Annotated in this window: 26 protein-coding genes and 1 riboswitch; of the genes, 18 read left to right on the forward strand and 8 right to left on the reverse strand. The window is 58.7% G+C overall.

Annotated elements, in window-relative coordinates:
* Position 1: 1 nt before the first annotated feature.
* A complete protein-coding gene (gene upp, locus AC3I0A_RS04035) occupies positions 2–640 on the reverse strand; it encodes a uracil phosphoribosyltransferase (RefSeq protein ID WP_489376352.1) in 639 nt (212 codons plus the stop codon).
* A 165-nt stretch (positions 641–805) separates the two neighbouring features.
* Between upp and AC3I0A_RS04040 the strand changes: the two genes are divergently transcribed.
* The 4 genes from AC3I0A_RS04040 (at position 806) to AC3I0A_RS04055 (ending at position 2,741) form a co-directional block, all read left to right on the forward strand.
* Entirely contained in the window at positions 806–1,363 is a 558-nt protein-coding gene (locus AC3I0A_RS04040; RefSeq protein ID WP_489376353.1) for a hypoxanthine-guanine phosphoribosyltransferase, read from the forward strand.
* 3 nt (positions 1,364–1,366) lie between these two features.
* Positions 1,367–1,840 carry a WbuC family cupin fold metalloprotein gene (locus AC3I0A_RS04045; protein ID WP_489376354.1) on the forward strand — a complete coding sequence of 158 codons (474 nt, stop codon included), beginning with the start codon at positions 1,367–1,369 and terminating at the stop codon, positions 1,838–1,840.
* Between the two features lie 64 nt (positions 1,841–1,904).
* A complete protein-coding gene (locus tag AC3I0A_RS04050; protein ID WP_489376355.1) occupies positions 1,905–2,390 on the forward strand; it encodes a hypothetical protein in 486 nt (161 codons plus the stop codon).
* A gap of 63 nt (positions 2,391–2,453) precedes the next feature.
* Positions 2,454–2,741, forward strand: a complete 288-nt coding sequence (locus AC3I0A_RS04055; protein ID WP_489376356.1) for a PA4642 family protein — start codon at positions 2,454–2,456, stop codon at positions 2,739–2,741.
* A gap of 121 nt (positions 2,742–2,862) precedes the next feature.
* Here AC3I0A_RS04055 and mqo read toward each other — a convergent pair whose 3' ends face one another.
* Positions 2,863–4,371, reverse strand: coding sequence for a malate dehydrogenase (quinone) (mqo, locus tag AC3I0A_RS04060; RefSeq protein WP_489376357.1), 1,509 nt, complete (start codon positions 4,369–4,371; stop codon positions 2,863–2,865).
* Positions 4,372–5,113: 742 nt separating this feature from the next.
* Entirely contained in the window at positions 5,114–5,347 is a 234-nt protein-coding gene (locus tag AC3I0A_RS04065) for a hypothetical protein (RefSeq protein ID WP_489376358.1), read from the reverse strand.
* A 182-nt stretch (positions 5,348–5,529) separates the two neighbouring features.
* On the opposite strand from AC3I0A_RS04065, the gene AC3I0A_RS04070 reads away from it, so the two are divergent.
* The gene (locus AC3I0A_RS04070) at positions 5,530–6,114 is read left to right on the forward strand and encodes a YajG family lipoprotein (RefSeq protein ID WP_489376359.1); all 585 of its coding nucleotides are present in this window, start codon (positions 5,530–5,532) and stop codon (positions 6,112–6,114) included.
* A 194-nt stretch (positions 6,115–6,308) separates the two neighbouring features.
* On the opposite strand, the gene AC3I0A_RS04075 is transcribed toward AC3I0A_RS04070, so the two are convergent.
* The gene (locus AC3I0A_RS04075) at positions 6,309–6,515 is read right to left on the reverse strand and encodes a hypothetical protein (RefSeq protein WP_489072335.1); all 207 of its coding nucleotides are present in this window, start codon (positions 6,513–6,515) and stop codon (positions 6,309–6,311) included.
* Between the two features lie 193 nt (positions 6,516–6,708).
* Here AC3I0A_RS04075 and AC3I0A_RS04080 point away from each other — a divergent pair, with 193 nt between their 5' ends.
* On the forward strand, positions 6,709–6,996 hold the full coding sequence (locus AC3I0A_RS04080) for a hypothetical protein (protein ID WP_489376360.1): 288 nt from the start codon (positions 6,709–6,711) through the stop codon (positions 6,994–6,996).
* Between the two features lie 274 nt (positions 6,997–7,270).
* Here AC3I0A_RS04080 and AC3I0A_RS04085 read toward each other — a convergent pair whose 3' ends face one another.
* Positions 7,271–8,437, reverse strand: a complete 1,167-nt coding sequence (locus AC3I0A_RS04085; RefSeq protein WP_489376361.1) for a 1-acyl-sn-glycerol-3-phosphate acyltransferase — start codon at positions 8,435–8,437, stop codon at positions 7,271–7,273.
* 140 nt (positions 8,438–8,577) lie between these two features.
* Here AC3I0A_RS04085 and AC3I0A_RS04090 point away from each other — a divergent pair, with 140 nt between their 5' ends.
* The 4 genes from AC3I0A_RS04090 (at position 8,578) to AC3I0A_RS04105 (ending at position 10,722) form a co-directional block, all read left to right on the forward strand.
* The gene (locus AC3I0A_RS04090) at positions 8,578–8,760 is read left to right on the forward strand and encodes a CPXCG motif-containing cysteine-rich protein (RefSeq protein WP_489376362.1); all 183 of its coding nucleotides are present in this window, start codon (positions 8,578–8,580) and stop codon (positions 8,758–8,760) included.
* A gap of 13 nt (positions 8,761–8,773) precedes the next feature.
* Positions 8,774–9,034, forward strand: coding sequence for a putative signal transducing protein (locus AC3I0A_RS04095; protein WP_489376363.1), 261 nt, complete (start codon positions 8,774–8,776; stop codon positions 9,032–9,034).
* A gap of 35 nt (positions 9,035–9,069) precedes the next feature.
* Positions 9,070–9,693, forward strand: coding sequence for an SOS response-associated peptidase (locus tag AC3I0A_RS04100; RefSeq protein WP_489376364.1), 624 nt, complete (start codon positions 9,070–9,072; stop codon positions 9,691–9,693).
* Between the two features lie 210 nt (positions 9,694–9,903).
* On the forward strand, positions 9,904–10,722 hold the full coding sequence (locus AC3I0A_RS04105; protein WP_489376365.1) for a M48 family metallopeptidase: 819 nt from the start codon (positions 9,904–9,906) through the stop codon (positions 10,720–10,722).
* A gap of 228 nt (positions 10,723–10,950) precedes the next feature.
* On the opposite strand, the gene AC3I0A_RS04110 is transcribed toward AC3I0A_RS04105, so the two are convergent.
* The 3 genes from AC3I0A_RS04110 to AC3I0A_RS04120 form a co-directional block, all read right to left on the reverse strand.
* A complete protein-coding gene (locus AC3I0A_RS04110) occupies positions 10,951–11,535 on the reverse strand; it encodes a TMEM165/GDT1 family protein (protein WP_489376366.1) in 585 nt (194 codons plus the stop codon).
* Between the two features lie 89 nt (positions 11,536–11,624).
* A riboswitch (yybP-ykoY riboswitch) is annotated at positions 11,625–11,747 on the reverse strand.
* A gap of 50 nt (positions 11,748–11,797) precedes the next feature.
* A complete protein-coding gene (locus AC3I0A_RS04115) occupies positions 11,798–12,796 on the reverse strand; it encodes a methyltransferase (RefSeq protein ID WP_489376367.1) in 999 nt (332 codons plus the stop codon).
* Positions 12,797–12,829: 33 nt separating this feature from the next.
* Complete coding sequence (locus tag AC3I0A_RS04120) at positions 12,830–13,795, reverse strand: 2-hydroxyacid dehydrogenase (protein WP_489376368.1); 966 nt, start codon at positions 13,793–13,795, stop codon at positions 12,830–12,832.
* Positions 13,796–13,885: 90 nt separating this feature from the next.
* Between AC3I0A_RS04120 and AC3I0A_RS04125 the strand changes: the two genes are divergently transcribed.
* The 8 genes from AC3I0A_RS04125 (at position 13,886) to AC3I0A_RS04160 (ending at position 25,585) form a co-directional block, all read left to right on the forward strand.
* Positions 13,886–14,515 (forward strand): LysE family translocator, encoded by a 630-nt coding sequence (locus AC3I0A_RS04125; protein ID WP_489376369.1) that lies wholly within the window; start codon positions 13,886–13,888, stop codon positions 14,513–14,515.
* Positions 14,516–14,651: 136 nt separating this feature from the next.
* A complete protein-coding gene (locus AC3I0A_RS04130; RefSeq protein ID WP_489376370.1) occupies positions 14,652–15,740 on the forward strand; it encodes a hypothetical protein in 1,089 nt (362 codons plus the stop codon).
* A gap of 138 nt (positions 15,741–15,878) precedes the next feature.
* A complete protein-coding gene (locus AC3I0A_RS04135; RefSeq protein ID WP_489376371.1) occupies positions 15,879–17,561 on the forward strand; it encodes a fatty acid--CoA ligase in 1,683 nt (560 codons plus the stop codon).
* Positions 17,562–17,896: 335 nt separating this feature from the next.
* On the forward strand, positions 17,897–19,786 hold the full coding sequence (locus AC3I0A_RS04140) for a DUF1302 domain-containing protein (protein ID WP_489376372.1): 1,890 nt from the start codon (positions 17,897–17,899) through the stop codon (positions 19,784–19,786).
* A gap of 28 nt (positions 19,787–19,814) precedes the next feature.
* Positions 19,815–21,179 (forward strand): DUF1329 domain-containing protein, encoded by a 1,365-nt coding sequence (locus tag AC3I0A_RS04145; protein ID WP_489376373.1) that lies wholly within the window; start codon positions 19,815–19,817, stop codon positions 21,177–21,179.
* Positions 21,180–21,397: 218 nt separating this feature from the next.
* A complete protein-coding gene (locus AC3I0A_RS04150; protein WP_489376374.1) occupies positions 21,398–24,142 on the forward strand; it encodes a winged helix-turn-helix domain-containing protein in 2,745 nt (914 codons plus the stop codon).
* A 159-nt stretch (positions 24,143–24,301) separates the two neighbouring features.
* Positions 24,302–24,802, forward strand: a complete 501-nt coding sequence (locus AC3I0A_RS04155; RefSeq protein WP_489376375.1) for a methylated-DNA--[protein]-cysteine S-methyltransferase — start codon at positions 24,302–24,304, stop codon at positions 24,800–24,802.
* A gap of 141 nt (positions 24,803–24,943) precedes the next feature.
* Positions 24,944–25,585: an MBL fold metallo-hydrolase gene (locus tag AC3I0A_RS04160; RefSeq protein ID WP_489376376.1), complete on the forward strand. Its 642-nt coding sequence runs from the start codon at positions 24,944–24,946 to the stop codon at positions 25,583–25,585.
* Positions 25,586–25,653 lie beyond the last annotated feature (68 nt).

Below are 25,653 nucleotides of genomic sequence, written 5' to 3' on the forward strand. Positions count from 1 at the left end.
CTCAAGCGTCCTTCTGCTTGGTGCCGAAAATCTTGTCGCCGGCGTCACCCAGGCCCGGAATGATGTAGCCGTGCTCGTTGAGTTTTTGATCAATGGACGCTGTATAGATGATCACGTCAGGGTGAGCCTTCTCCACGGCGGCAATGCCTTCAGGGGCGGCGACCAGCACCATGGCGCGGATATCCTTGCAGCCGGCCTTCTTCAGCAAATCAATGGTCGCGACCATCGAGCCACCGGTGGCGAGCATCGGGTCGATGATCATGGCCAGGCGCTCGTCGATTTCCGGAACCAGTTTTTCCAGGTAGGTATGGGCTTCGAGGGTTTTCTCGTTGCGAGCCACGCCCACGGCGCTGACCTTGGCGCCCGGGATCAGGCTGAGGACACCTTCGAGCATGCCGATACCGGCGCGCAGGATCGGCACCACGGTAATCTTCTTGCCAGCGATTTTTTCGACTTCAACGGTGCCGCACCAGCCTTCGATTTCGTAGCTTTCGAGCGGCAGGTCTTTGGTGGCCTCGTAGGTGAGCAGCGCACCGACTTCCTGAGCGAGCTCACGGAAGTTCTTCGTGCTAATGTCTGCGCGGCGCATAAGGCCAAGTTTGTGTCGGATCAGCGGATGGCGGATCTCACGGATGGGCATAGGGAAAGGCTCCGGCGGCGGGCAAAAAAACCGGCCTAGATTAATCTATCCGAGGGTGTTGTCCTATAGACATGCTGTACGTTAGTCCAGAAACGCTTGATCTGACTTCGCCGGATGCGTACCTTTGCCCGCTTTTCCGAAACAGCCACCCCCTTGGAGAGCACCATGTCCGCTGATCTCGAGCATATCCGTCAAATCATGCGAGAGGCTGACTGCCTGTACAGCGAAGCTGAAGTCGAGGCGGCCATCGCCCGTGTCGGTGCGCAAATCAACATCGAGCTGGCTGAGCGTAATCCAGTGGTTTTCTGTGTGATGAACGGCGGTCTGATTTTCTCCGGCAAACTGCTGACTTATCTGAACTTCCCGCTGGAAGCGTCCTACCTGCACGCGACCCGCTATCGCAACGAAACCAGCGGCGGCGATCTGTTCTGGAAAGCCAAGCCGGAAGTTTCGTTCATCGACCGTGACGTACTGATCATCGACGACATCCTCGACGAAGGTCATACCCTGGGCGCGATCATCGATTTCTGTAAACACGCCGGCGCCCGTGCGGTGCACACCGCCGTGCTGATCGACAAGGACCACGACCGCAAGGCCCGTCCCGATCTGAAAGCAGATTACGTCGGCCTGCCGTGTATCGACCGTTACATTTTCGGTTATGGCATGGATTACAAAGGCTACTGGCGCAACGCCGCGGGCATCTACGCAGTCAAAGGAATGTAAGCCGTGAATACGCCGGGCTTTCTCGATCAATCACTGTTCGCCGAGCTGGTCGAGAAAGCTGCGGCGAATCCCCGTGGCCGGCAACATCACAACTTCCACCAGATGGAAGAGCCGTGCCACCGCATGGCGGTGGGCCTGCAGCCCAGCACCTATATCCCGCCCCATCGACACTTGGGTGACGACAAGGCCGAAACCTTGCTGGTACTCAAAGGCCGCCTCGGTCTGCTGATTTTCGACGAGTCGGGCCAGGTACTGACCAAACGCGTGTTACAGCCCGGCGGCGATTGCCTGGGCGTGGATCTGCCGCCGGGAGTGTTTCATGGGCTGGTGGTGCTGGAAGCCGACAGTCTGATGTTCGAATGCAAGGCCGGGCCTTACCGGCCAGTGGGTGAAGGCGAGCTGGCTCATTGGGCGCCCCGTGAGGGCGAGGCGGGAGTGGCTGAGTATCAGGCCTGGATGCGCGCGCAGTTTGATTGACCGCCGTGGCGGCTTGGCCCTGAAACCCATGCTAGAGTGCCCTGCCACGTGTCTGGAGCCCGTCATGAGCCTTTTGATTCGCAGTTGCGCTGCTTTGTTACTGACACTCAGTCTGCCGCTGGCGGCTGCGCCAGCTGCGATGCACGCGCAGTTTCTGCCTCCAGACGACCTGACCCTGCGTGACGCTGCGCCTGAGCAACAGCAACTGTTGCAGGTCACCGAGTACTCGGTGGTAGTCGGCAGTCAGCGCCAGTCCACTCAGCAACCGATCCCGGTGACTTCGCCGATGTTGATCCGCCTCAAGGGCAAACCGCTGAACAAGGGCGCAACCATCAATCAGGTACTGGTCAATTTCGATGGCGAAAGCAAAAGCCTGAAAAAGCCGATATACGACGACAAGACCCGGACCCTCACCCTGTTTTACCCGCTGGCCCAATACCGGGTGATGATCGATCTGCTGCGTAACGACACGGTCTATTGCCAGTTCCTGAGCTATGCCAACGGGCATGTCTGGGCCGACTTGCACACTGGGGCCGTACGCGCGCGTTGAGCGCGGGGGCTGGCGGGGGGTAAACTGCCCGCCCCGTGAAATGTCTGCGAGCTGGAGTCGGCAATGCGTAAAGATAAGAAGCAAGTGATTGGTGACGAGATCGGCGATGCGCAGATCAAATTGTTCCTCGATTTCGAACCGGTCGACGCTACCTCTGCGTCCCTGCACAAACTGATCAAGGCCTACCGTGGCCTGCGTATCGACGATTTCGAGCGTTTTCTGGCGTTCTTCGTCGAAGCCGGTTACGACCTGGATGGCAAGGACGAGCACGGCAAGGATTTCGTCGCCCTGATCGAAGATCAGCGCAATGCTGGCGACTACATCGAGTTGATCAACAAAGCTCGCGGTTAACGTCAGGCACGCCGGCATTTGTGGCGAGGGAGCAAGCTCCCTCGCCACAAAGATTATTTCGCCGCACATGACAAACGCCCCGCTCTCAAGGAGAACGGGGCGTTTTTCATGGAGCAAGACCTCAAGCGTAGCTTTCGGTCTCGCTGCTTTCCTCAACCAGTTCCAGAGCGACGTTGTTCTGCGTGTTGATCTTGCGATACAGCGTAGCGTCGGTTTCCAGAACCTTTTCCCGAGCCGGGAAAATTTCCTTGAGTTTGCTTGCCCAAACGCCTTTGGTTTTCTCCGGGAAGCAACGTTCGATCAGCTCAAGCATGATCGAAACGGTGACCGATGCACCAGGCGAAGCGCCGAGCAGGGCGGCCAGCGAACCGTCCTTGGCTGCGACCAGTTCGGTACCGAACTGCAGAACGCCGCCTTTCTTCGGGTCTTTCTTGATGATCTGCACGCGCTGACCGGCCACTTCCAGGCGCCAGTCTTCAGCCTTGGCTTCAGGGTAGAAGCGACGCAGCGATTCCAGACGTTGTTCCATCGACTGCATCACTTCGCTGACCAGGTACTTGGTCAGGTCCATGTTGTTTTTGGCCACAGCCAGCATCGGGCCGATGTTGCCGGCGCGAACCGACATCGGCAGGTCCATGAACGAACCGTGCTTGAGGAACTTGGTGGTGAACCCGGCGTAAGGTCCGAACAGCAGGGACTTCTTGCCATCGACAACACGGGTATCCAGGTGCGGCACCGACATCGGTGGCGAACCCACCGCCGCCTGGCTGTAAACCTTGGCCTGGTGGTGTTTGACCACTTCCGGGTTGTCGCAACGCAGCCATTGGCCACTGATCGGGAAACCGCCGAAACCTTTGCTTTCTTCGATACCCGAAGCCTGCAACAACGGCAATGCCGCGCCGCCAGCACCGAGGAAGACGAATTTGGCGTCGACATCACGGGAGTTGCCGGTATTCACGTCCTTGATGCTGACGGTCCAGGCGCCGTTGTTACGCTTGAGGCCGGTGACACGCTTGCAGTACTTGACCTGGGCATCGGGTGCGCTGGCCAGGTGTGTGAGCAGCTGGTTGGTCAGGGCGCCGAAGTTGACGTCGGTGCCATTCATCACGCGGGTTGCGGCAACGACTTCGTCAGCCGGACGACCAGGCATCATCAATGGCATCCACTCAGCCATTTTCGCCTTGTCTTCGGTGTATTCCATGTCCGCGAAGGCGTGATGCTTGTGCAGCTTTCCGAAGCGTTTTTTCAGGAACGAAACGCCGCTGTCACCCTGCACGAAGCTCAGGTGCGGCACCGGGCTGATGAAGGTTTTTGACGAGCCGAACGTGCTTTTTCTGGTCAGATAAGACCAAAATTGCTTCGACACCTCGAACTGGGTGTTGATGTGCACGGCTTTCTTGATGTCGACAGTACCGTCGGCGGCCTGTGGCGTGTAGTTCAGCTCACATAGCCCGGCGTGACCGGTACCGGCGTTGTTCCACGGGTTGGAACTCTCCGCGGCACCCGAATCCATCAGCTCGACGACTTCCAGCTTGATCGCGGGGTCGAGCTCTTTGAGCAGTACGGCGAGGGTGGCACTCATGATGCCCGCCCCAACCAATACCACGTCGACTGCTTCGTTATGCGCCATTTAACGCGTCTCCAAAATCTGCAGCACCAAATTGACGGCATAGCTGCCAGGAGTTACGGGGCATGCTTCAAATAGCGCCCCAGGTCACTCATGGCCAGGATCGCCATGTCCGAATCTTCGCAATTTTTCGCAACTTCGACGGACGCTACCAACCGGGCCTGAAGTTCGTATGAACTCATTTCAGCGCGCGGGAGGCAATTCGACTTATGGTCAAGTCGTCCGTTCGTGCAACCAAATCCGTAGCGGACAGGCTTCAGGCTCCAGTTCTTGAGGAGTGCTCGGTCCTGTGTAATTGGGCTGTTGTAGACGCTAATAGTGCATTTTCAGACGCAAAACTATTCATTTGCTCGCCACACTCTTGTGAAGTTGTGAAAACCCGTTTTTTCACGCTCTTTTGAAGACGTGAACCTCAAAAAAGGGCTGCCTTAGCCTGGCACCGGGCCCGAGGATCAATGCCGACATGGGATTCATGGCGGCAAAACGGGCAAACAGCTCAGTGACCGAGCGCAATGGCAGCTCTGGCAGATTCGCGAAAAGTGGTGGTTTGCAGAAAAAACAGCAAGCACACCGGCTTCACTCGATCTGTGTGGGCGGCTCTCTGTGGGCGGTGCGGGGGAGCTAATACAAGCGTATTAGCGATGCTGCGAGGCCCGATCAGGAGACGTCCTTATAATCGGGGGGAGATTGTAGCGAAGAAACGCGCAGAAATGGTCCTGTTAAATGACTTTTATTAGCCGTTTGGTCAGGTGCTCAACGCTTGTTGCAGCCGTGAGCGGGGAATGCGCGGGCTGATGCGAGCATTGGCGGGCAATGGTTGCTGCAGCCAGTTGAGGCGAATTTCTTCGATTTCGACCCAGCCAGCGCCCATTGGCGGCAGGCGGCAGTGCTTGAAAGCCTGGCAGCACTCATTGGCATCGAGCAAAGCGAAGTAGCGGTATTTGCGTTGAGGCGTGAACAGTGACCATAGAAATTGCATGGCAACGTACCTGATGTCTGACTGCCTTGAAGAGTGCCAGTCTGGCATGACATTAAGGTTACGCAGGGCTGCCAGGCATTACTTTGCACAACTCTTCAGCAAGTATTCAGGCTCGCTGGTTTGCTACGCGTGCCCACCGCTATACTGGCATTCTGTTTGTGCCTGATTCTGGAGAAATGAGTATGTTGCAACGCCTGTTGTTCGGTTTGATCACTGTGTCCAGTTTGACCCTGGTTGGCTGCGCCCACAGCCCGCAACAACTCAGCCCGCAACCGAAACTCACGGCCCAGCTCGCACCTGTGGGCCAGGGGCAGCCGGTCGTGGTGAGAGTGGTCGACGGTCGTCCGTCGCCAACCTTGGGGACCCGTGGCGGTCTGTACCCTGAAACCAGCGCCATCAGCGTCGCCAGCGCCGACATCGTGCCCAAACTGCAAGCCCAGGCTGAAGCCGCCGTGCGCCTGCTGGGTTTCACCCCGAGTCCGAATGCCCTGAATGCCCCGCAAGTGACCGTGACCCTGGTCGAGCTGAAGTATCAGTCGCCCAAGGAAGGCATGTACGTGACTGAAGCGACTATCGGCGCGACTTTCCGCTCCGATGTGTCGAACGCCAACCGTCGCTACAGCGGCCGTTACGGCGCATCGCTGGATCAGCGTTTCGGCATGGCACCGAACCAGGAAACCAACACCAAGCTGGTCAGCGACGTGTTGAGCGATGCCTTGACCCGGCTGTTCAAGGATCCGACCATCGGCCAGATCCTGAGCCAATAAGATTCATCCAGGCGATTGGCCCGCTACGAAAAAGCCCGACTTCATCACTGAAGCCGGGCTTTTTCATTTCAGGATTTTGATCGTTCCCACGCTCCGCGTGGGAATGCCGCCATGGACGCTCCGCGTCCGCTTCTGAATGTGACGCAGAGCGTCACGGGATGCATTCCCACGCAGAGCGTGGGAACGATCTGAATTCAGGCCGCTTCGACATAAAAGTCGAGCATGCTCACTCCGGTCAGCAAGTCGGTCTCCGGCAGATCGGCATGTTGATGGCCGCCGAGGGCGCAATACACCAGCCAATGACGGTCCTGGACATTGAAGGCCAGACTGCCGACCAGCGCTTGCTGCTCATCGCTGGGGGAGATCAGATAAAGGCGGTCCTGGTTCTCTGCATGCAACATGACAAGCTCCGTGTCGGTATCGAGGGGCAACAGACTGGCTTGTTTAGATGACGAAAGCGTGACCGCATAAATTAATCGGCGGACGGCGGGCTTTTGGTCGAAAAGGGCGGGCATGTGCCAGCGCTTTCGGTAGAATCCGCGCCGCGGGTGCTTGTCCGAGGGCCCCAATGGCATGTTTTACTCGAGGTTCATGATGTCGCTGCAACTGATCTGGTCCATGTTCAACGCCCACCCCGCCAAACTGATCAATCTCCTCGCCTTGCTGTTTGCCTGCCCGGGCGGCTGGCTGCTGCATGCGACCCGTCGTCGCGAACAACGCGCCCTGGCCAGCCTGTCGGCGCAAAGCCAAAGCCGCAATGTCAACCAGCCGGAAATGCTGCTGGACGTTGCAACCTTGCGCAGGAACCGGTTTTTCTACTGCTTTGGCTTCGCCTGTCTGGCGTTGGCGTTGCTGGTGTCGTGGGTCAGTACTCAGGTCTGAATTCGGTGCAAGAGTGGGCGCCGGCCAGTCAGCGCAAATTTCTGTCTGGTGGGCAATTGTGGCGAGGGAGCTTGCTCCCGCTCGGCTGCGAAGCAGTCGCAAAACCTGAGAATGTGGTGTGTCTGACACAACGGGGTTGCAGATTTTAGGGCCGCTTCGCGGCCCAGTGGGAGCAAGCTCCCTCGCCACAGGTTTTGTACTCGCCCCAACGCATTGTCCGCTCCAGAAAAAACAACGGCGCCCAAGGGCGCCGTTGTCGTTTTCACCCATCGCCTTACAGCAGCAAACCAGCCTTGACCCGATACTGATTGCGCACCGGCGTTGCGTATTGCTGCACCAGAAACGGACGGTGCTCTGCCGGGCAGGCGTCCAGGCGACGTTGCCATTCTTCCTGGGCCTTGACCAATTCCTCGGCCGGGAACAGGTCGGCGGCGGGCGGCACCTGCAATTGCGGGTCGGCATCGCTCCATTGTGCGTAAGCGAGGTAGTGCACCGGGAATAACCGGTAGCCACCGAGAATCTGCCGGTCCATTTCGATCGCCAGTTGCTTGGTGTCCTCGAAGAGCTCGGTGATCGGCGCGGCGAAGTTCACATGCACGCGACCTTTGTAGCCGGTGATTCCTTTGGCGATGCTGACGTCGTCTTCGCCCGCAACCTTGGTGTAGGAACCGGTAGTGGCGCGGATGTACAGTTCGCGGGCCTTGGCCTGATCGCACGGGTCGTATTCGTAGCTGATCGACACCGGGGTCAGGTTCAGCGAGCGAATGACTTCGCCGAACGGCTCGTCCTTGCGGCTCATGTGGAACATCTTGAGGATCGCCGACTCGGTGCGGTCATCCCCGTCCTTGGCGCGGCCTTCGGCCTGAGCGATCCAGATCGACTGGCAATCGTTGCGGATCGAATGGCTGATGTAGGCCGAAAGCAGCTGATAGGCAGCCATCTTCTCGCGTCGGCCGCTGATGGAACGGTGCACGATAAAGCTCTTGTTCAGGCGCATCAGGTCGCTGACAAAAGGTTTTTGCAGCAGGTTGTCACCAATGGCGATGCGTGGCGTCGGCAGGCCGGCGTGGTAGATCGCGTAGTTGACGAAGGCCGGGTCCATGACGATGTCCCGGTGGTTGGCCAGGAACAGGTAAGCGCTGCCGGACTTGAACTGCTCGACGCCGGTGTAGGTCACGCCGTCAGTGGCACGCTCGATTGTGTGGTCGACGTAAAACTCGACCTTGTCCTGCAAGGTGGCCACCGAAGTGATGCCGGCGAACTCACGGCGCAGCCGATGAGCTATAAGTGGTTTGAGCATCCAGCCGAGGGCGCCGGCATAGCGCGGGAAGCGGAAGTGGGTGAGGATATCTAGAAACGCCTTGTCGCCAAGCAGCCGTGCCAGTACCGCTGGGACTTCGCTGTCGTCGTAAGGTCGGATGGCATCGAATTCGCCCATCATGCTCTCTTGTTGGAAACGGCTAGGGTAAGTAAAGGTTTGGATCAAAAAGTAACCGGGCACGGTCTGAAAAGTTAGCTCAAACAAAAATAGCCCCGCAAATAGACCGGCGATTATACGCACAAGTCACTTGGGAGACCGCGATGCTGGAAACTGCACACTACGACTGCCCTTATTGCGGAGAAACGGTTGAGGCCGTACTCGACCTTTCCGGGGGCGATCAGCAGTACATTGAGGATTGTCCGGTGTGCTGCCGGCCGATTGTGTTCACGCTGCAAACCGACGGCCATGAATGGATGCTCGACGTTCGCAGCGAAAACGAGTGACGGGGGCGCTTTTATGCAGCGAGTCTACGAACCGGAAAACCTGATGGAAGGTGAGTTGCTTCAGAGCATGCTGGCCAGTGAAGGCGTGGAAGCGCATCTGGTGGGGCGCGATCTGCTGGGCGCTGCCGGTGAGTTGCCGGTGTCCGGGCTGCTCGGCCTGGCGGTGGATAACGACCAGGCGCAATACGCACGAGAGCTGATCGCCGCGTACAATGCCGCGCTGCCGCTGCCCTGCGATGAACCGGACAGCTTTCCCGGCACGCTGGTCTGTTAGGCTGACGTTCGTTTTATCCAGAGTCGTGTTGCCCCATGTGTGGACGTTATGCCCTGTTTCGCTGGAACCCCGCCTTCGCGGCCCTGCCTGGCTTCCCCGCCGATCAGCAGGCCCAGTGGAACATTTCCCCCAATGATTCGGTGTTGATGCTGCGTGCCGGCAGTGATGGCCAGCGCGAATTGGCCCGTGCCCGTTGGGGCCTGACGCCGCCATGGTTGACCGATATGTCGCGAACGCCGGCCCATGCCCGGGCGGAAACCCTGGCCGAGCAGCCGATGTTTCGCGAAGCTTTTCGTTTACGCCGCTGTCTGTTGCCGGCCAATGGTTTCTACGAATGGCGTGGGACCACCCGCAAGCGTCCGTACTGGCTGACGCCGGGGGAGGGCTCGGCGCTGTTCTTTGCAGCAATCTGGGAAGCGTATCCGGTGCAGGAACAGGTCTGGTTGAGCACCGCGGTGATCACTCAAGCCGCTTCGAGTCAGCGCCGCCCGTTGATTCTCGATGCCGCCGGGCAAGAAGCCTGGCTGAACCCCGAAACTCCACTGCACACCTTGCAGGCGCTGTTGGCCAGCGAGCCGACGGCGTTGCGCGAGCGGGTATTGGCCAATCTGGTGAATGATCCGAAGCTCAATGCGCCGGAGTGTCTTACCCCGGGTTGAAATGGATCACGATCTTTGCAGTGTCTGTTCCGACGCCTTCGCGGGCAAGCCCGCTCCCACAGGGGATTGCGGAGTTCTTGTGGGAGCGAGCTTGCTCGCGAGGGCCGCGCTCGTGGTGAATTTGAAATGTCCGTGCTACACGTCCGTTGTATCTGGCGCCGGTACAAATCACCGCCTAGGATACGCGCCATGTTTTCAGGGAGTGTGTTGATGAATAAGTCATTGGTTTTGTGTGCACTGAGCGCAGGTTTGCTGCTCAGCGGTTGCGAGTCCGTCAACACCACCAGCGGCGGCGCGGTGGGTGTGGAGCGCCAGCAGTACATGTTCAGCATGCTGTCGACCGATCAGGTCAACCAGATGTATGCGCAGTCCTACCAGCAGAAAGTGGGGGAGGCGAGCAGTAAAGGTGTGCTGGACAAGAGCAGTGCCGACGCCCGACGGGTCGAGGCGATTGCCAATCGGTTGATCGCCCAGGCGCCGATTTTTCGTCCGGATTCGGCCCGATGGCAGTGGGAAGTCAACCTGATCAAGAGTGACGAGCTCAACGCCAGTTGCGGTCCTGGCGGCAAGATCTTTTTCTACTCCGGGTTGATCGACAAGCTGAAACTCACCGACGCTGAAATCGCTGCGATCATTGGTCATGAAATTGCCCACGCGCTGCGCGAGCACGGTCGTGAAGCGATGTCCAAGGCCTATGGTATTGAAATGGCGAAGCAGGGCGCCGGGGCGCTGTTGGGTCTGGGGCAAGATACCCTGGCCTTGGCTGACACCGTGGCCAATTACGGCATGACCTTGCCTAATAGCCGCGGCAATGAAAACGAAGCGGACCTGATTGGCCTGGAATTGGCCGCCCGCGCCGGTTTTGATCCGAATGCTGCGATCACCCTGTGGAACAAGATGAGCAAGGCGTCGCAAGGCTCGCCGCCTGAATTCATGAGTACCCACCCGTCATCCGGCAGCCGGATCGCCTCGTTGCAAGCGGCGATTCCGAAGGTGATGCCGCTTTATCAGCAGGCCAAAAAGCCCTGATGGTTGTGCATTGCCCGTAAGGACGCCATCGCGGGCAAGCCATGCTCCTACAGATTTTGAGTCGATCATTGGGTGGGCGGTCGACTCGCGCTAATGTGGGAGCTGGCTTGCCTGCGAAGGGCGCACTGCGGTTTTTCAGGTACACCATGTCATCGTTCTTCGCGGGCAAGCCCGGCTCCCACAGGGGGTGAGTCAATCACATCGTTAGTGGCCGACTTGCCCTCTTGCTTACACCCACCCACTCATCTGCATCGCCTTGTACACCGCAACAACAGCGAGGATGAAGAACGCCGACGCCGCCAGGCGACGGATCAGGGTCAGGGGTAGTTTGTCTGCTGCGAAGTTACCCGCCAGCACCACCGGTACGTTGGCAATCAACATGCCGAGCGTGGTGCCGATGATCACCAGCCACAGTTCAGGGTATTGCGCGGCCAGCATCACGGTGGCGATTTGCGTCTTGTCGCCGATTTCCGCGAGGAAGAACGCAATCAGCGTGGTCAGGAACGGTCCGAATTTGCGCGCGGTACTGGCTTCGTCGTCATCCATTTTGTCTGGCACTAAAGTCCACAGCGCCGTCGCGGCAAAGCTCGCGGCGAGGATCCAGTGCAGGGTGGCGTCCGAGAAGAAGCTGCCGAACCAGGCGCCGACCGCACCTGCAGCCGCATGGTTGGCCAGGGTTGCAGCAACGATCCCGGCGATGATCGGCCAGGGTTTGCGAAAGCGCGCGGCGAGAATCAGGGCAAGCAGCTGCGTCTTGTCGCCGATTTCGGCCAAGGCAACGATCGCGGTAGGAACGAGTAGGGAATCCAGCATCAGGTATTTTTCCAAGGGGCGGGTCGACACGGCTATGACACGTACAGCCTTCCCGCCCCGGGTAAGGTGTTCGTGTCATAGGTCTTGTCAAACCCTGCGGTCCGTCTGTGCGGACTTTGGGTCGCATACGCCATGGTCTGAGGACCAAGTATGTTGACGTATGCCGGACGAGCATGGCGCTCGTGGGAGACTACTCCCCTAGGACGGAGCGGATTCTGCCTAGGCAAATCCGATTGGGCAAGCCCTCTTTTGTTAAAGCGGTTTACCCGCGCTTGGCCCGGTAGATTCTGAAACCTTGCCCCTCAGCCTTGATCGCACAGGCCCCAAGGTGCTCTTCGATCAGCGGTTGATACTTCAGGAAGCTGTTGGCTACCAAGCGCAGTTCGCCACCGTTTTTCAGATGTTTGGCTGCTTTTCGCAGCAAGTTTTCCGTCGCGTGATAATCGGTATGAACCCCGACATGGAACGGCGGGTTACTCAGAATCGCGCTTAAACCCATGGGCGCTGCGTCGATGCCATCGCCGGTCAGAACCTCGGCTTCCAGACCATTGGCGGCCAGGGTCAGGCGACTGCTGGCAGCCGCAAACGCATCGACGTCCAGCAGCGTGACGGTGTTGTGCGGATAACGACGTTTGACCACCGCCCCCAACACGCCCGCGCCGCAGCCGAAGTCCAGCAAGTGACCGCTGGGCAGTTTGTCCAGATGTTCGAGCAGCAGAGCGCTGCCGCGATCCAGACGACCATGGCTGAACACACCGGGCAGGCTGATGACTTTCAGCGGCCCCTCGGCCAGCGGCAATTCGTACTCTTGCGCGAGGCTTTCCAGCGTCACGGCTTGCGGCGCATTGGCCACGGTGACTTGCCAGAGCTGGCAGTGCCGTGCGCTGTCGAGCTTGCGTGGTTTGCCGAAGGGGTTCAGTTGCTTGGCCGCGCCTTCGATACCGCTGCGTTTCTCACCGACCAGGTACAACTCGCGACCGGCCAGGCGCGAGGCCAGGGCGTTCAGCACGTAGTCGGTCAGGTCTTTGGATTTGGGCAGGAATAGCACCGCCGTCTCGAAGTCTTGAGCCGGTGCATTCACGCCAAAATGGCTGCGCTCGGCAAAGCGTGCATCCAGCGCGGCCTGATCGCCGGCATGCCAGCACCAGCCATGGGCGTTGGGCAATTTGCCCAGCAAGTCGTCGGCGGGCAAACCGGCCAGCAGCAGCGAGCCCTGGAATAACTCGGCCTGACGAAGCAGTACTTCACTGCGCGGATCCATGGTCTGCTCCCTGAAAAAATGGCGCGCAGTTTATCAACTGACAACTCGTAGCGCTGCACCGTTGAAGAAGCCCTGGGCGTTTTCCGTCAACTGACCGACGATCCGTTGCCGTGCCTCGCGACTGCCCCAGGCGTTGTGTGGGGTGACGATCAACCGAGGAATGTCGCCAGCCAGCAGAGGATTGCCGGCAGTCGGCGGCTCGACGCTCAGCACATCGGTGGCCGCGCCACCAAGGTGACCATTGCGCAGAGCGTCGGCCAGCGCCTGTTCATCGATCAAACCGCCGCGTGCGGTGTTGACCACAAAGGCGCCGGGTTTCATCAGCGCCAGTTCGCGGGTGCCGATGAAGTTGCGGGTGTGTTCGTTGAGCGGGCAGTGCAGGGTCAGCGCGTCGATTTGTGGCAGCAGCTCATCCAGCGGCAAGCGATCGGCGCGGGCAGGGCGCCCCGGCAGTTGACCGAGCAGCACGCGCATGCCGAAGGCTTCGGCCAGTCGCGCTACGGCACCGCCCAGTTCGCCGTGACCGAGCAATCCGAGGGTCTTGCCTTCCAGTTCAACGATGGGGAAATCCAGCAGGCAAAACTGTTTGGCCTGCTGCCAGCGGCCTTCACCGACCGCTTTCTGGTAGTCGCTCAGGCGTGTGGCCAGAGCGAGCAGCAGCATGATCGTGTGCTGGGCGACGGAAGGCGTGCCGTAACCCTGGCAATTGCTGACGGTAATGCCATGGGCGCGGGCGGCGTCGAGGTCGACGTTATTGGTGCCGGTGGCGGCAATCAGGATCAGCTTGAGTTCGGGGCAGGCCGCCAACGTCTCGGCATTGAGCATGATCTTGTTGCTGATGGCGACGCTTGCGCCTTGCAGGTGTTCGATGACCTGATCCGGGGTGGTTTGTGCGCATAGCTGCAAATCGCTGAAGCTGTTTCGCAGCGCACTGAGGTCAAGGTCACCCAGGTCCAGGGAAGTGTGGTCAAGGAACACGGCGCGGCGATTGTTACTCATCAACTGTACCTTTTGTGCGGTTAACTGAAGGCGTAATGTGGCGAGCCTAACAGCTCGATACTCCCAGCCCAAAACCCCAAAGGAGCCCCCATGTACTGGACAGAGTTCTTGACCGTTGCCCTTATTCACCTGCTCGCTGTTGCCAGCCCGGGCCCGGACTTTGCCGTCGTGGTGCGCGAAAGCGTGACTCACGGTCGCCGCGCGGGTACCTGGACGGCCTTGGGTGTCGGCACGGCAATCTTCCTGCACGTGGGTTATTCGTTGCTGGGTATCGGCCTGATAGTGTCGCAGTCGATCGTGCTGTTCAACGCCTTGAAATGGCTGGCGGCCGCCTATCTGCTGTACATCGGCTTCAAGGCCCTGCGCGCCCGGCCAGCGAAACCGGCCACAGAAGACCTGCACAAGGAAGCCGGCGATCGCACGGCGCGCGGCGCCTTCACTTCCGGTTTCGTGACCAATGGCCTGAACCCCAAGGCGACGTTGTTCTTCCTGTCGTTGTTCACCGTGGTAATCAACCCGCACACGCCGCTGGCGATTCAGGCGGGTTACGGAGTTTATCTGGCAGCGGCGACCGGTTTTTGGTTCTGCCTGGTGGCCATGTTGTTCAGTCAGCAGCGGGTGCGCGCCGGTTTTGCAAGGATGGGCCACTGGTTCGACCGGACCATGGGCGCGGTGCTGATCGCCATTGGCGTGAAGCTGGCGTTCACTGAAATGCATTGATGCTGCCGAGCTTGCGGTTGGCAAGGAGCTGCTGCCGGTACGGGAGGTTTAATCGTACAATTGCCGACTCATGTGACTCATCCAACCTGGTTGAGCGCCAAAAGTATCCAGGCATTGGCTCAAACGTGGACAGTGGATGACGATTAAGAAAGTACCTGCGCAGCTGCTCTATCTGGTTTATGGCGGCAAGGACGTTTACCGTCGAGAAGCAAAATTCAGCATTTTGACCGCGCGCGCTCGCTGCAAGAATCCTGATGATCTGATCATTCGGGTATTCACCGACAAACCTGAGGATTTTGACGGTTGGCCGGTCGAGGTGCTGCCGCTCAGCGAGGCGACGCTCACCCAATGGCAAGGGGATAACGGCTATTACCATCGCCGCAAGGCTTGCGCCATTGCCGCAGGACTCGAATTGGCCGAGAAGACGCTGTTTGTCGATACCGACACCTTGTTCGAATCGGACCCTCAGCGATTGTTCGAGCGTGTCTCACCGCACCATTATCTGGTCGATGAAATCGAGTTCCTCTGGTCTGATGTGCGATCACGTCCGGAGTTCGTCAAGCTCGACACTTATCTGCGCTCCACCGGGCAATCGGTGCCCGGCGACCAACATCTGTTCAATAGTGGGGTGTGCGGTCTGATGGCGTGCGACGGGGCTTTGATGAAGGCGTCCATTGCGCTGATCGATGAGTGGACGGCACATATTTCGGATCTGCATACGCTCGAGCAGATTGCTCTGTCATTTGCACTGCGGGACAGCAAAGTCGCCGAGACCAGGCGCAGCATCTATCACTACTTCTCCGACAAAGACTTCTTCCATGCCATGCAGGCAGTGTTTTTCGAACGCCATGGTGAGTCCTACCGGCCCGAGCTGCTGACGCTGCAGCGTGAAGTTCCGAGACGTAAACCCATTCCATCACTGCTGCAACGGTTGCGAATCAAGTTGTACTTGGGTCGCCAGGACAAGGATCTGCAAAAGGTCGGGCGCGATCTTTTATATGGCGCCAGTACAGTCGATACCGCATACGTCAAAGCCTGTCGACAGGTCTGGTGGGAGCAGGGCCTGCGCCAGATCCAGCGTAGAGGGTTGACCGCTCGACCTGACATAAAGGCTTTGGCGCGCGGTAAGTGGCCGACCAGTTTACCCAAGCCCGGCAACTCTGAAGTAGAGAAGTCTTTGCGCGCATACCTCCAGCGGCGACTCCATGAAGCCCCGTACATCTGAGGTTGTTCCGAGTGCTGGCGTAAAGCCAGCATTTATATGGCACTGCAAATCATCCCTTTGGCTGATTAAGCTGTCATCAAGGAGTTCTAGAGTGCATATTTTCAACGCCATGACCGTGCAGTCAGAAAAGGGACTCTTATGTTGCAGACTCGTGTTATCCCGCCAGCCGAAGGCGCTTATCAATACCCGCTGCTGATCAAGCGGCTGCTGATGTCTGGTAGCCGTTACGAGAAAACCCGTGAGATCGTCTATCGCGATCAACTGCGCTATAGCTACCCGACCCTCATCGAGCGTGTCGCGCGGCTGGCCAACGTACTGACGGCAGCCGGGGTCAAGGCCGGTGACACCGTGGCGGTGATGGACTGGGACAGCCATCGCTACCTGGAGTGCATGTTCGCCATTCCAATGATCGGCGCGGTGGTCCACACCATCAACGTGCGTTTGTCGCCTGAGCAGATTCTCTACACCATGAACCACGCCGAGGACCGCTTCGTGCTGGTCAACAGTGAGTTCGTCGGGCTCTACCAGGCGATTGCCGGGAACCTGACCACGGTCGAGAAAACCCTGCTGCTGACCGACGCGGCGGAAAAAACCGCTGATCTGCCGAACCTGGTTGGCGAGTATGAGCAACTGCTGGCCGCTGCCAGCCCGCAGTACGACTTCGAAGACTTCGACGAGAACTCGGTCGCGACCACCTTCTATACCACCGGCACCACGGGTAATCCAAAAGGGGTGTATTTCACCCATCGGCAACTGGTGCTGCACACCATGGGCGTGTCGACGATCATGGGCAGCATCGACAGTGTGCGGCTGTTGGGCACCAGCGATGTGTACATGCCGATCACGCCGATGTTCCACGTGCATGCCTGGGGCTTGCCGTATGTAGCGACCATGCTCGGGCTCAAGCAGGTCTATCCCGGTCGCTACGACCCGGAGTATCTGGTGGAGTTGTGGCGCAAGGAGAAGGTCACCTTCTCCCACTGCGTGCCGACCATCCTGCAGATGCTGCTCAATTCCAAAGCGGCTCAGAGCACGGACTTCGGCGGCTGGAAAATAGTCATCGGTGGCAGCGCCCTCAACCGCACGCTGTACGAAGCGTCCAAGGCCAAAGGCATTCAACTGACCGCCGCTTACGGCATGTCGGAGACCGGCCCGCTGGTCTCCTGCGCTCACCTCAATGATGAGCTGATGGCCGGTACTGAAGACGAACGCACCACTTATCGAATCAAGGCCGGTGTGCCCGGGCCATTGGTAGAGGCGGCGATTGTCGACGATAACGGCAACTTCCTGCCGGCTGACGGCGAGTCTCAGGGCGAGTTGGTATTGCGTGCGCCGTGGCTGACCGAGGGGTATTTCCGTGAGCCGCAGAAGGGCGCGGAGCTCTGGGCCGGCGGCTGGTTGCACACCGGTGACGTGGCCACCCTGGACAGCATGGGCGTGATCGATATCCGTGACCGGATCAAGGACGTGATCAAGACCGGTGGTGAATGGATTTCGTCGCTGGCGCTGGAAGATCTGATCAGCCGCCATCCGGCGGTACGCGAAGTAGCAGTGGTCGGTATCCCGGATCCGCAATGGGGCGAGCGGCCGTTTGCGCTGTTGGTAGTGCGCGAAGGGCAGGTGATCGGGGCCAGGGAGCTCAAGGAGCATCTCAAGCCATTCGTTGAACTGGGGCACCTGAGCAAGTGGGCGATCCCCAGTCAGATCGCGCTTGTTACTGAAATTCCCAAGACCAGTGTCGGCAAGCTCGACAAGAAACGCATCCGCGTCGACGTCACCGAATGGCAGGCCAACAACAGCACCTTCCTTTCGACGCTTTAAGCGTCCTTTGCCGTGTCCGAAAGGGCACGGCAAGCCCACCAAGCAAGCGCTTGGCTTGTCAAATCGAAATTTTCAGCCATCCTTGCCGTGCCGGCATCTGCCGATCTGGCGAAAGGACTGTTCCAGAGTGGTCGGGGTTGCAAATCACACTTTAGAGGGATCAAGCAGTACTACCTGCTGGCTATAGTCCGCTCAAGGATTTTTAAGAACGGGGCAAACGCATAGAACACGGCGATGCAACTCTGACTGGCCTTGGGACAACCTGGCTCCCTGTCACTCAGAGCGTTTTTAGAAGTGCTCACTGCCATAACAATAAAGCACATGGAGTAGCGTCGATGACATCAGTAAACCAGTTCTGGCGCCGGGCGAAACTGCCCCTGGCGGTCAGTCTCGCCTCTACGCTCGCCGGGCCCGCATTCGGCGTCAGTTTCAACATCGGTGAAATCGAAGGTCAGTTCGACTCGTCCCTGTCGGTGGGTGCCAGTTGGTCTACTCAGAGCCCCAACAAGAACCTGATCGGTGTCAACAACGGCGGCCACGGCCTGTCCCAGACCTCCGACGATGGCCACGCGAACTTCAAAAGCGGCGAAACCTTTTCGAAGATCTTCAAGGGCATCCATGACCTTGAATTGAAATACGGCGATACCGGTGTCTTCGTCCGGGGCAAGTACTGGTACGACTTCGAACTCAAAGACGAACATCGTCTATTCAAGGACATCAGTGACGAAAACCGCAAAGAGGGCGCCAAGTCCTCCGGCGGGCAGATTCTCGATGCGTTCGTCTACCACAACTACTCGATTGGCGATGAGCCGGGCTCGGTCCGTCTGGGCAAGCAGGTAGTGAGCTGGGGTGAAAGTACTTTCATCGGCGGCGGCATCAACTCGATCAACCCGATCGACGCTTCCGCATTCCGTCGTCCAGGCGCCGAGGTCAAGGAGGGCCTGATTCCGGTCAACATGTTCTACGTCTCGCAAAGCCTGACCGAGAACCTGTCGACCGAAGCCTTCTACCAGTTGGAATGGGACCAGACGGTCGTCGATAACTGCGGCACCTTCTTCTCTCAGCCGGACATCATTGCCGATGGTTGCACCGACAACCTGCGGGTACTGAACAAGCGTTCCACCATTCCTGCGGCGGCATTGCCAGCACTGGCGGCTAACGGTGTAGACATCAATAACGAAGGTGTCCTGGTACGCCGTGGCCCTGATCGGGATGCGCGTGATAGCGGGCAGTGGGGCGTGTCTTTCAAATACAACTATGAACCGCTGGACACCGAGTTCGGCGCGTATTTCATGAATTACCACAGCCGTGCGCCGATCTTCAGTGCCACAGGTGCGCCAGCATCGGCTTATGCCCGAGCGGCCAGGCTGCCGGCTGCGCTCCGTTCCCTGGCACCATTGATTGTCGCAGGTAGCTCCGAGTACTTTGTCGAGTATCCGGAAGACATTCGTCTCTATGGTCTGAGCTTCTCCACCACCTTGCCTACCGGTACCGCGTGGCAAGGCGAGATCAGCTATCGTCCGAATGCGCCGGTTCAGCTCAACTCCACCGATATCCTGTTTTCCGGTGTGCGCCCACTGGGCGGGGCCTTGACCAACGCTTCGCTACTCACTGGCGTACCAGGGCAGGACCTGCATGGCTATCGTCGCAAGGAAATCACCCAACTGCAGACCACCTTCACGCACTTCTTCGACCAGGTCATGGGCGCCAGCCGTCTGACCCTGGTAGGCGAAGTAGGTCTGACCTATGTCGGTGGCCTGGAAAGCACTTCCGACGTGCGTTATGGCCGTGATCCGGTCTACGGTCCGGGCGAGTTGCCCGCCACAGGCACCCTCAATACTTGCTCGCAGATCCTCAACACCAGCACCATCAACGGTGCCGGGGCGGGTACAGCCACCAACAACCGCAGCCGCAATTGCAACGATGACGGTTTCACCACCTCGGCCTCTTGGGGTTATCGCGGTCGTGCGATCTGGGAATACAACGACGTATTCGCCGGTGTGAATCTGAAGCCGAACGTGGCCTGGTCCCATGACGTCAGTGGTTATTCCCCTGGTCCTGGCGGCAACTTCGAAGAAGGTCGCAAAGCGGTGAGCCTGGGTGTCGATGCCGAATACCAGAACACCTATACCACAAGCCTGGCTTACACCAACTTCTTTGACGGCAAGTACACCACCGTAGATGACCGCGACTTCGTTGCGCTCAGTTTCGGCGTGAACTTCTAAGCACTGCATTTTCAGGACGAACAAGAATATGAAAATAACCAAGAGTCTGTTGCACGTCGGAGTCCTTGGGCTGTCGATGCTGGCGAGCAGCGTCATGGCAGCAGTTCCTGCGGCTGAAGCGGACAAGCTGGGCAAAAGCCTGACGCCTATGGGCGCAGAAATGGCAGGCAATGCCGACGGCTCGATTCCGGCCTGGAAACCAGTGGCCACGAATGCCGGCAACGTCGACGGCAAAGGCTTCCTGTCCGACCCTTATGCCAGTGAAAAACCGCTGTTCACCATCACGGCGCAGAACGTCGATCAGTACAAGGAGAAGCTGGCTCCAGGGCAGTACGCGATGTTCAAGCGCTACCCGGAAACCTTCAAGATGCCGGTTTACCCGTCCCATCGCGGTGCCACCGTGCCGGATGCGGTGTTCACCTCCATCAAGAAGAACGCCACCACTACCAATCTGGTCTCCGGCGGCAACGGTCTGGAAAACTTCGAGACTGCAGTGCCTTTCCCGATTCCAAAAACCGGCGTCGAGGTTATCTGGAACCACATCACCCGCTATCGCGGCGGCAGCGTGACCCGTCTGGTGACCCAGGCCACGCCACAGCCAAACGGCTCGTACAGCCTGGTGTACTTCCAGGATCAGTTCGTGTTCCGCGACAAGATGAAGGACTACGATCCGGCGAACCCGGGCAACATCCTGTTCTACTTCAAGCAGAAAGTGACCGCGCCGGCACGTCTGGCCGGTGGTGTGCTACTGGTGCACGAAACCCTCGATCAGGTGAAGGAACCGCGTTCGGCGTGGGTCTACAACGCCGGTCAGCGTCGCGTTCGTCGGGCTCCGCAAGTCTCTTATGACGGTCCGGGTACTGCGGCTGACGGCCTGCGCACCTCCGACAACCTCGACATGTACAACGGCGCTCCGGATCGTTACGACTGGAAACTTGAAGGCAAGAAGGAGATGTACATCGCCTCCGACAGCTACAAGCTCGACTCGCCGCAGCTCAAGTACGCCGACATCATCAAGGCCGGTCACATCAACCAGGACCTGGCTCGTTACGAGTTGCGTCGGGTCTGGCATGTGGTGGCTACCTTGAAGGAAGGTCAGCGTCACATCTACGCCAAGCGTGACTTCTACATCGACGAAGACACCTGGCAAGCAGCGGTGATCGATCACTACGACGGTCGCAATCAACTCTGGCGTGTGGCTGAAGCTCACGCCCAGAACTACTACAACGTTCAGGTGCCGTGGTACACCCTGGAAACCCTCTACGACCTGCAGTCCGGCCGCTACCTGGCACTGGGCATGAAGAACGAAGAGAAACAGGCGTATGACTTCGGCTTCACCTCGACCACCAGTGATTTCACCCCTGCTGCACTGCGTCAGGAAGGTGTTCGCTAAAAAGTTGTAAAACAGAGGCCGCACCCTCTGAACGCCCCGACTGGTTCGGGGCGTTTTCTTTTGGGCAGAGAAAGGCAGGAGACGTCAAACCGACGCTGACAATTCTGGTTGTATTCTTTTTGTATCGAATTGTAGTAATAACCTTCAACACAAGGCCTTTTACCGCTAGTCTGCGGACATCTGCAATGCCGACAACAGCACTTCAACAAGAGTTGGCTATGACTGACCTGTCCCGTACACAAGGGCCTTCCGACGTTGCTGTTCCAGCACTGGAAGGGCGTTTTTATCGTCCACCCTTGCCCGACGGCTATGTGCTGCGGCCTCGCTTGTGCGAGCGCTTGAGTGCCGGCTTGAGCGGGCGCTTGCTGTTGGTCAGCGCTCCGGCAGGTTTCGGTAAAAGCTCTTTGGCGGTGGAGTTTTGTCAGAGTCTGCCTGCTCACTGGCACAGCCTCTGGTTGGGCTTGAGTCCTCGCGATAATGACCCCGGTCGCTTCCTCGAGCGCCTGCTCGATGGTCTACAACAATATTTCCCGAAAATTGGCCGGCAGGCCCTCGGCTTGTTGAAAATGCGTCAGCGGCATCAACCGTTCGCTTTCGAAGAATGGCTGGATGGTTTGCTGGATGAGCTGGCCGACCACCTTTCACCAGGCAATCCGTTATTGCTGGTGCTGGATGACTACCATCTGGCCCAGGGGCCGGTGCTCGATCGCTGCCTGCAATTTTTCCTCAATCACCTGCCCGATGGCTTGCTGGTGCTGGTCACCAGTCGTCAGCGTCCCGACTGGCACCTGGCGCGTTTGCGGCTGTCCCGACAATTGCTTGAATTGAATGAGCAGGACCTGCGCCTGACCCATGACGAATCGCTGGCCTTGCTCGACCGGCACAGCAGTTCGTTGCGCGGTGAAGCCTTGGAAAGCCTGATCCAGCGCAGTGAAGGCTGGGTCGCCGGGCTGCGTTTCTGGCTGCTTGCGACTTGCGAAGCGGGCCATGACGGTGCACTGCCTCAGGCGTTGCATGGCGGCGAAGGATTGATTCGCGACTACCTGCTCGAAGAAGTCATCGATTGCCTGCCCGCCGAGGTGCAGTCATTCCTGTATGACACCGCGCCCCAGGAGCGCTTTTGCAGCGAGTTGTGCGACGCCGTGCGCGAAGCCCATGACAGCGCTGAAATTCTCCGGTATTTGCAGGCCCATCAGGTTTTTCTCGTGCCCCTGGATGAACAGGGTCATTGGTATCGTTATCACCACCTGTTTTCCGACCTGCTACGCACCCGCCCTACGGCCAATGCGGTGTTGCCGGCGGCCAGCCTGCACCTGCGGGCCTGCCGCTGGTTCAACGCTCAGGGTTTGCTCGATGAAGCGGTGGAGCAGGCATTGCGTGCCGGACACCTGGATGTTGCGGCGAATCTGGTACAGAACCTTTCTGAAGAGCAACTGCTGGCCGAACAAAACGTCGGCATGCTGCTGCGCTGGAAAATGGACCTGCCCGACAGCCTGCTGATCAGCACGCCGCGGTTGATCGTGCTCTACAGCTGGGCGCTGGGGCTGGCTTGTCAGCTGGATGCGGCCGAAGAGCTGGCCAGTCATTTGAGTCGCTTCCTGCCAGCACCCTCGGCGACCGCGCAGAAATCCATGCTGGCGCAATGGCTGGCATTGAGCGGGATCATTGCCCGTGGTCGTGGCAATCGCGAGTTGACCCGGTTGTATTGCACCGAAGCCTTGGAGAGCCTGCCGCACAAGCGTTACGGGCAACGCTTGATGTGTCTGTCGACCCTCTCCAATCTGGCGATTGCCGATGCGGACCTGTGGCGCGCCCGAGGCTTGAATCGTGAGTCGCTGGAGCTGGCGCAGCGGGTCGGCAACCCATTGTTCGAAGCTTTGGCCCATTACGATCGGGCGCGGGTGCTGCAAGCCCGGGGAGAAATCCTCCGCGCGCTCGATGAGGTGCGCCAGGGGCTGCAACGTTTGCAGGGTTTGTCTGTCCTGCGGCTGTACGCGATTCGCGCGCGCTTGACCCTATATGAAGGTTTTTTACTGACGCTGCGCCTGCAGCCCGAAGCCGGGCTCGCTCGATTGCAGGCGGGATTGGGCGAAGCGCGCGCCTGTCGGGATATCAGTGTGCTGATCGGCCATTGCTCGATCGCGAGGCTTGAGGGGGACGGCGGCCAATTTGCCAAAGCCTTTGCCGAACTGGCCGAGGCCGAGCGGCTGATGCATATCTGGGACGTACCGCCGATCTACTACCTGGCGATGATTACGCTGGTCAAATGCGAACTGTGGCTGGCTCAGGGCCGTACCGATCTGGCTGAAGCCTGGCTGGCGCGGTTAGGACAGACCTATAACGGCAAACAGGCGGCAGCACCTCCGGAGTTCCATCCGCAACTGCCGTTGCATATCGAACTGCAGCAGGCGTTGCTGGACGTGATCCAGGGGCAGCCCGCGGTTGCCGAGCAACGGTTGAATAAACTGATCGAGCATGGGCAGCAAACCGGTCGGCAGATGCTCTGCGTGATGGCGTTGAATCAGAAGGTCGCCTTGCTACTTGGTAACGGGCGCGAACCTGAGGCGCGACAAGCCTTGGCCCAAGCGTTTGAAGCGGCAGGGGGAGGCGTACTGCAACCTTTCGAGTGGATGCTTGGCAACCATCCCGACTGGCTGCGAGAGCAACTTCAGTCCTGTTCGCAGCCCGAGCTGCGCCAGAGCCTGCTTGAGCGTTTACCAGCAGCCGTAGCCCCGGTCCGGGAGTCGGTCGAACCGCAGCATCACACCGAAAACCTCAGCGCCCGCGAATTGGCGGTCCTGCAATTGATCGCTCAAGGCTGCTCGAACCAGGAAATCAGCGATCAGCTGTTCATCTCCCTGCACACCGTAAAAACCCACGCCAGCCATATCAACAGCAAACTCGGCGTCGAGCGCCGGACCCAGGCGGTGGCGCGGGCGAAGGAGTTGGGGGTGCTGGGCTGAAATCGCCCCATCACTGATTTCAAGCCCCTCGCCGGTGTCTGATAACCATCAAAAATTCAAACGCAAGAAACGTGGTTTTTGCGTTTGAATTCGGATCTACAGTGCAGGCGCCCCTAACCAAGCGACGTCTAAAGCCCTGGCGGATCAAGGAGTCAGCACATGCCATATGCATACAAAATGATGAACTCACCGGTCGGTAAATTAACCCTTGTCGCCAAGGCATCAAGGCTCACCGCCATTTTGTGGGAGAACGATAAACCCGATCGAGTACGGCTTGGCCCGATGCAGGAGGAAAACAATTGTCCTGTTCTGGTCGAAACAGAACGGCAACTGAATGAGTACTTCGCGGGAGAAAGAAACGGTTTCGAACTTGAACTCGACTTTGTCGGGACCGGGTTTCAACGAAAAGTCTGGGCGGCGCTGCTGACTATCCCGTTCGGAGAAACCCGCAGTTACAGCGATATTGCGGTGCAAATCGGCAACCCAAAGGCCGTTCGAGCAGTTGGCGCTGCCAATGGAAAGAACCCGATCTCGATTATCGCGCCTTGCCATCGTGTCATCGGTGCATCGGGTGCTCTCACAGGATTTGCAGGTGGGCTTGAAGCCAAAAAATACCTGCTGACATTGGAAGACGATGGCAGGTTGGAACTCGCACGCTGACTGCTCGGCCGTCTTCGCGGGCAAGCCACGCTCCCACGGTTTTGCGGTGGGGCACATAACCTTGCCCGCGAAGACTCTGGATCAGACAACTCAGCTTTTGTGCCAGAATCGCCCCATCACTGATTTCCGAGCACGCTCCCGATGTCCCAGCACCCCGCCCTTATCCGCGAAACCTTCCCTGTCGGCCCTTTGCAGTGCAACTGCACGATCATCGGCGATCCGATCACTAAAAAGGCCATCGTCGTCGATCCGGGTGGCAATCATGAGTTGATCCTGGCGCGGCTCGAGGCGTTGGGTTTGAAGGTGGTGAGCATCATCCACACCCATGCTCATCTCGATCACTTTCTCGCGTCCGGCCAATTGAAGGAAAAAACCGGCGCAACGCTGCATCTGCATAAAGAGGATCAATTCCTCTGGGACAATCTGGAGATGCAATGCAGCATGTTCGGCGTGCCTTACACGCCTGTTCCGTCGCCGGATCGCTGGTTGGCGGATGATGAAGAGCTGGCCTGTGGTTGCGGCGTTGCGCTGCACACACCCGGTCACACACCAGGCTCCATGAGCTTTTGGTTTTCTGAGGCTAAGCTGCTGATAGCCGGTGACACGCTATTTCGTCGCGGGGTGGGGCGTACGGATTTATGGGGCGGTGATCAGGCAACCATCGTGCGCTCGATCAAGCAGCGTCTGTATACCCTCGACGAAGATGCAACCGTGGTCACCGGGCATGGTCCCGATACCCGGCTGGGCGATGAGATGCGTGAAAACCCTTTTGTGCGAGCCTGATTTTCTGGCGTAGACGGACTCACGGAATTTTTGCCGTTTGTCGTGTTCAAACGCCAGCAAAGGTCTAT

The sequence above is a fragment of the Pseudomonas sp. KH_024_B2 genome (assembly GCF_057839965.1).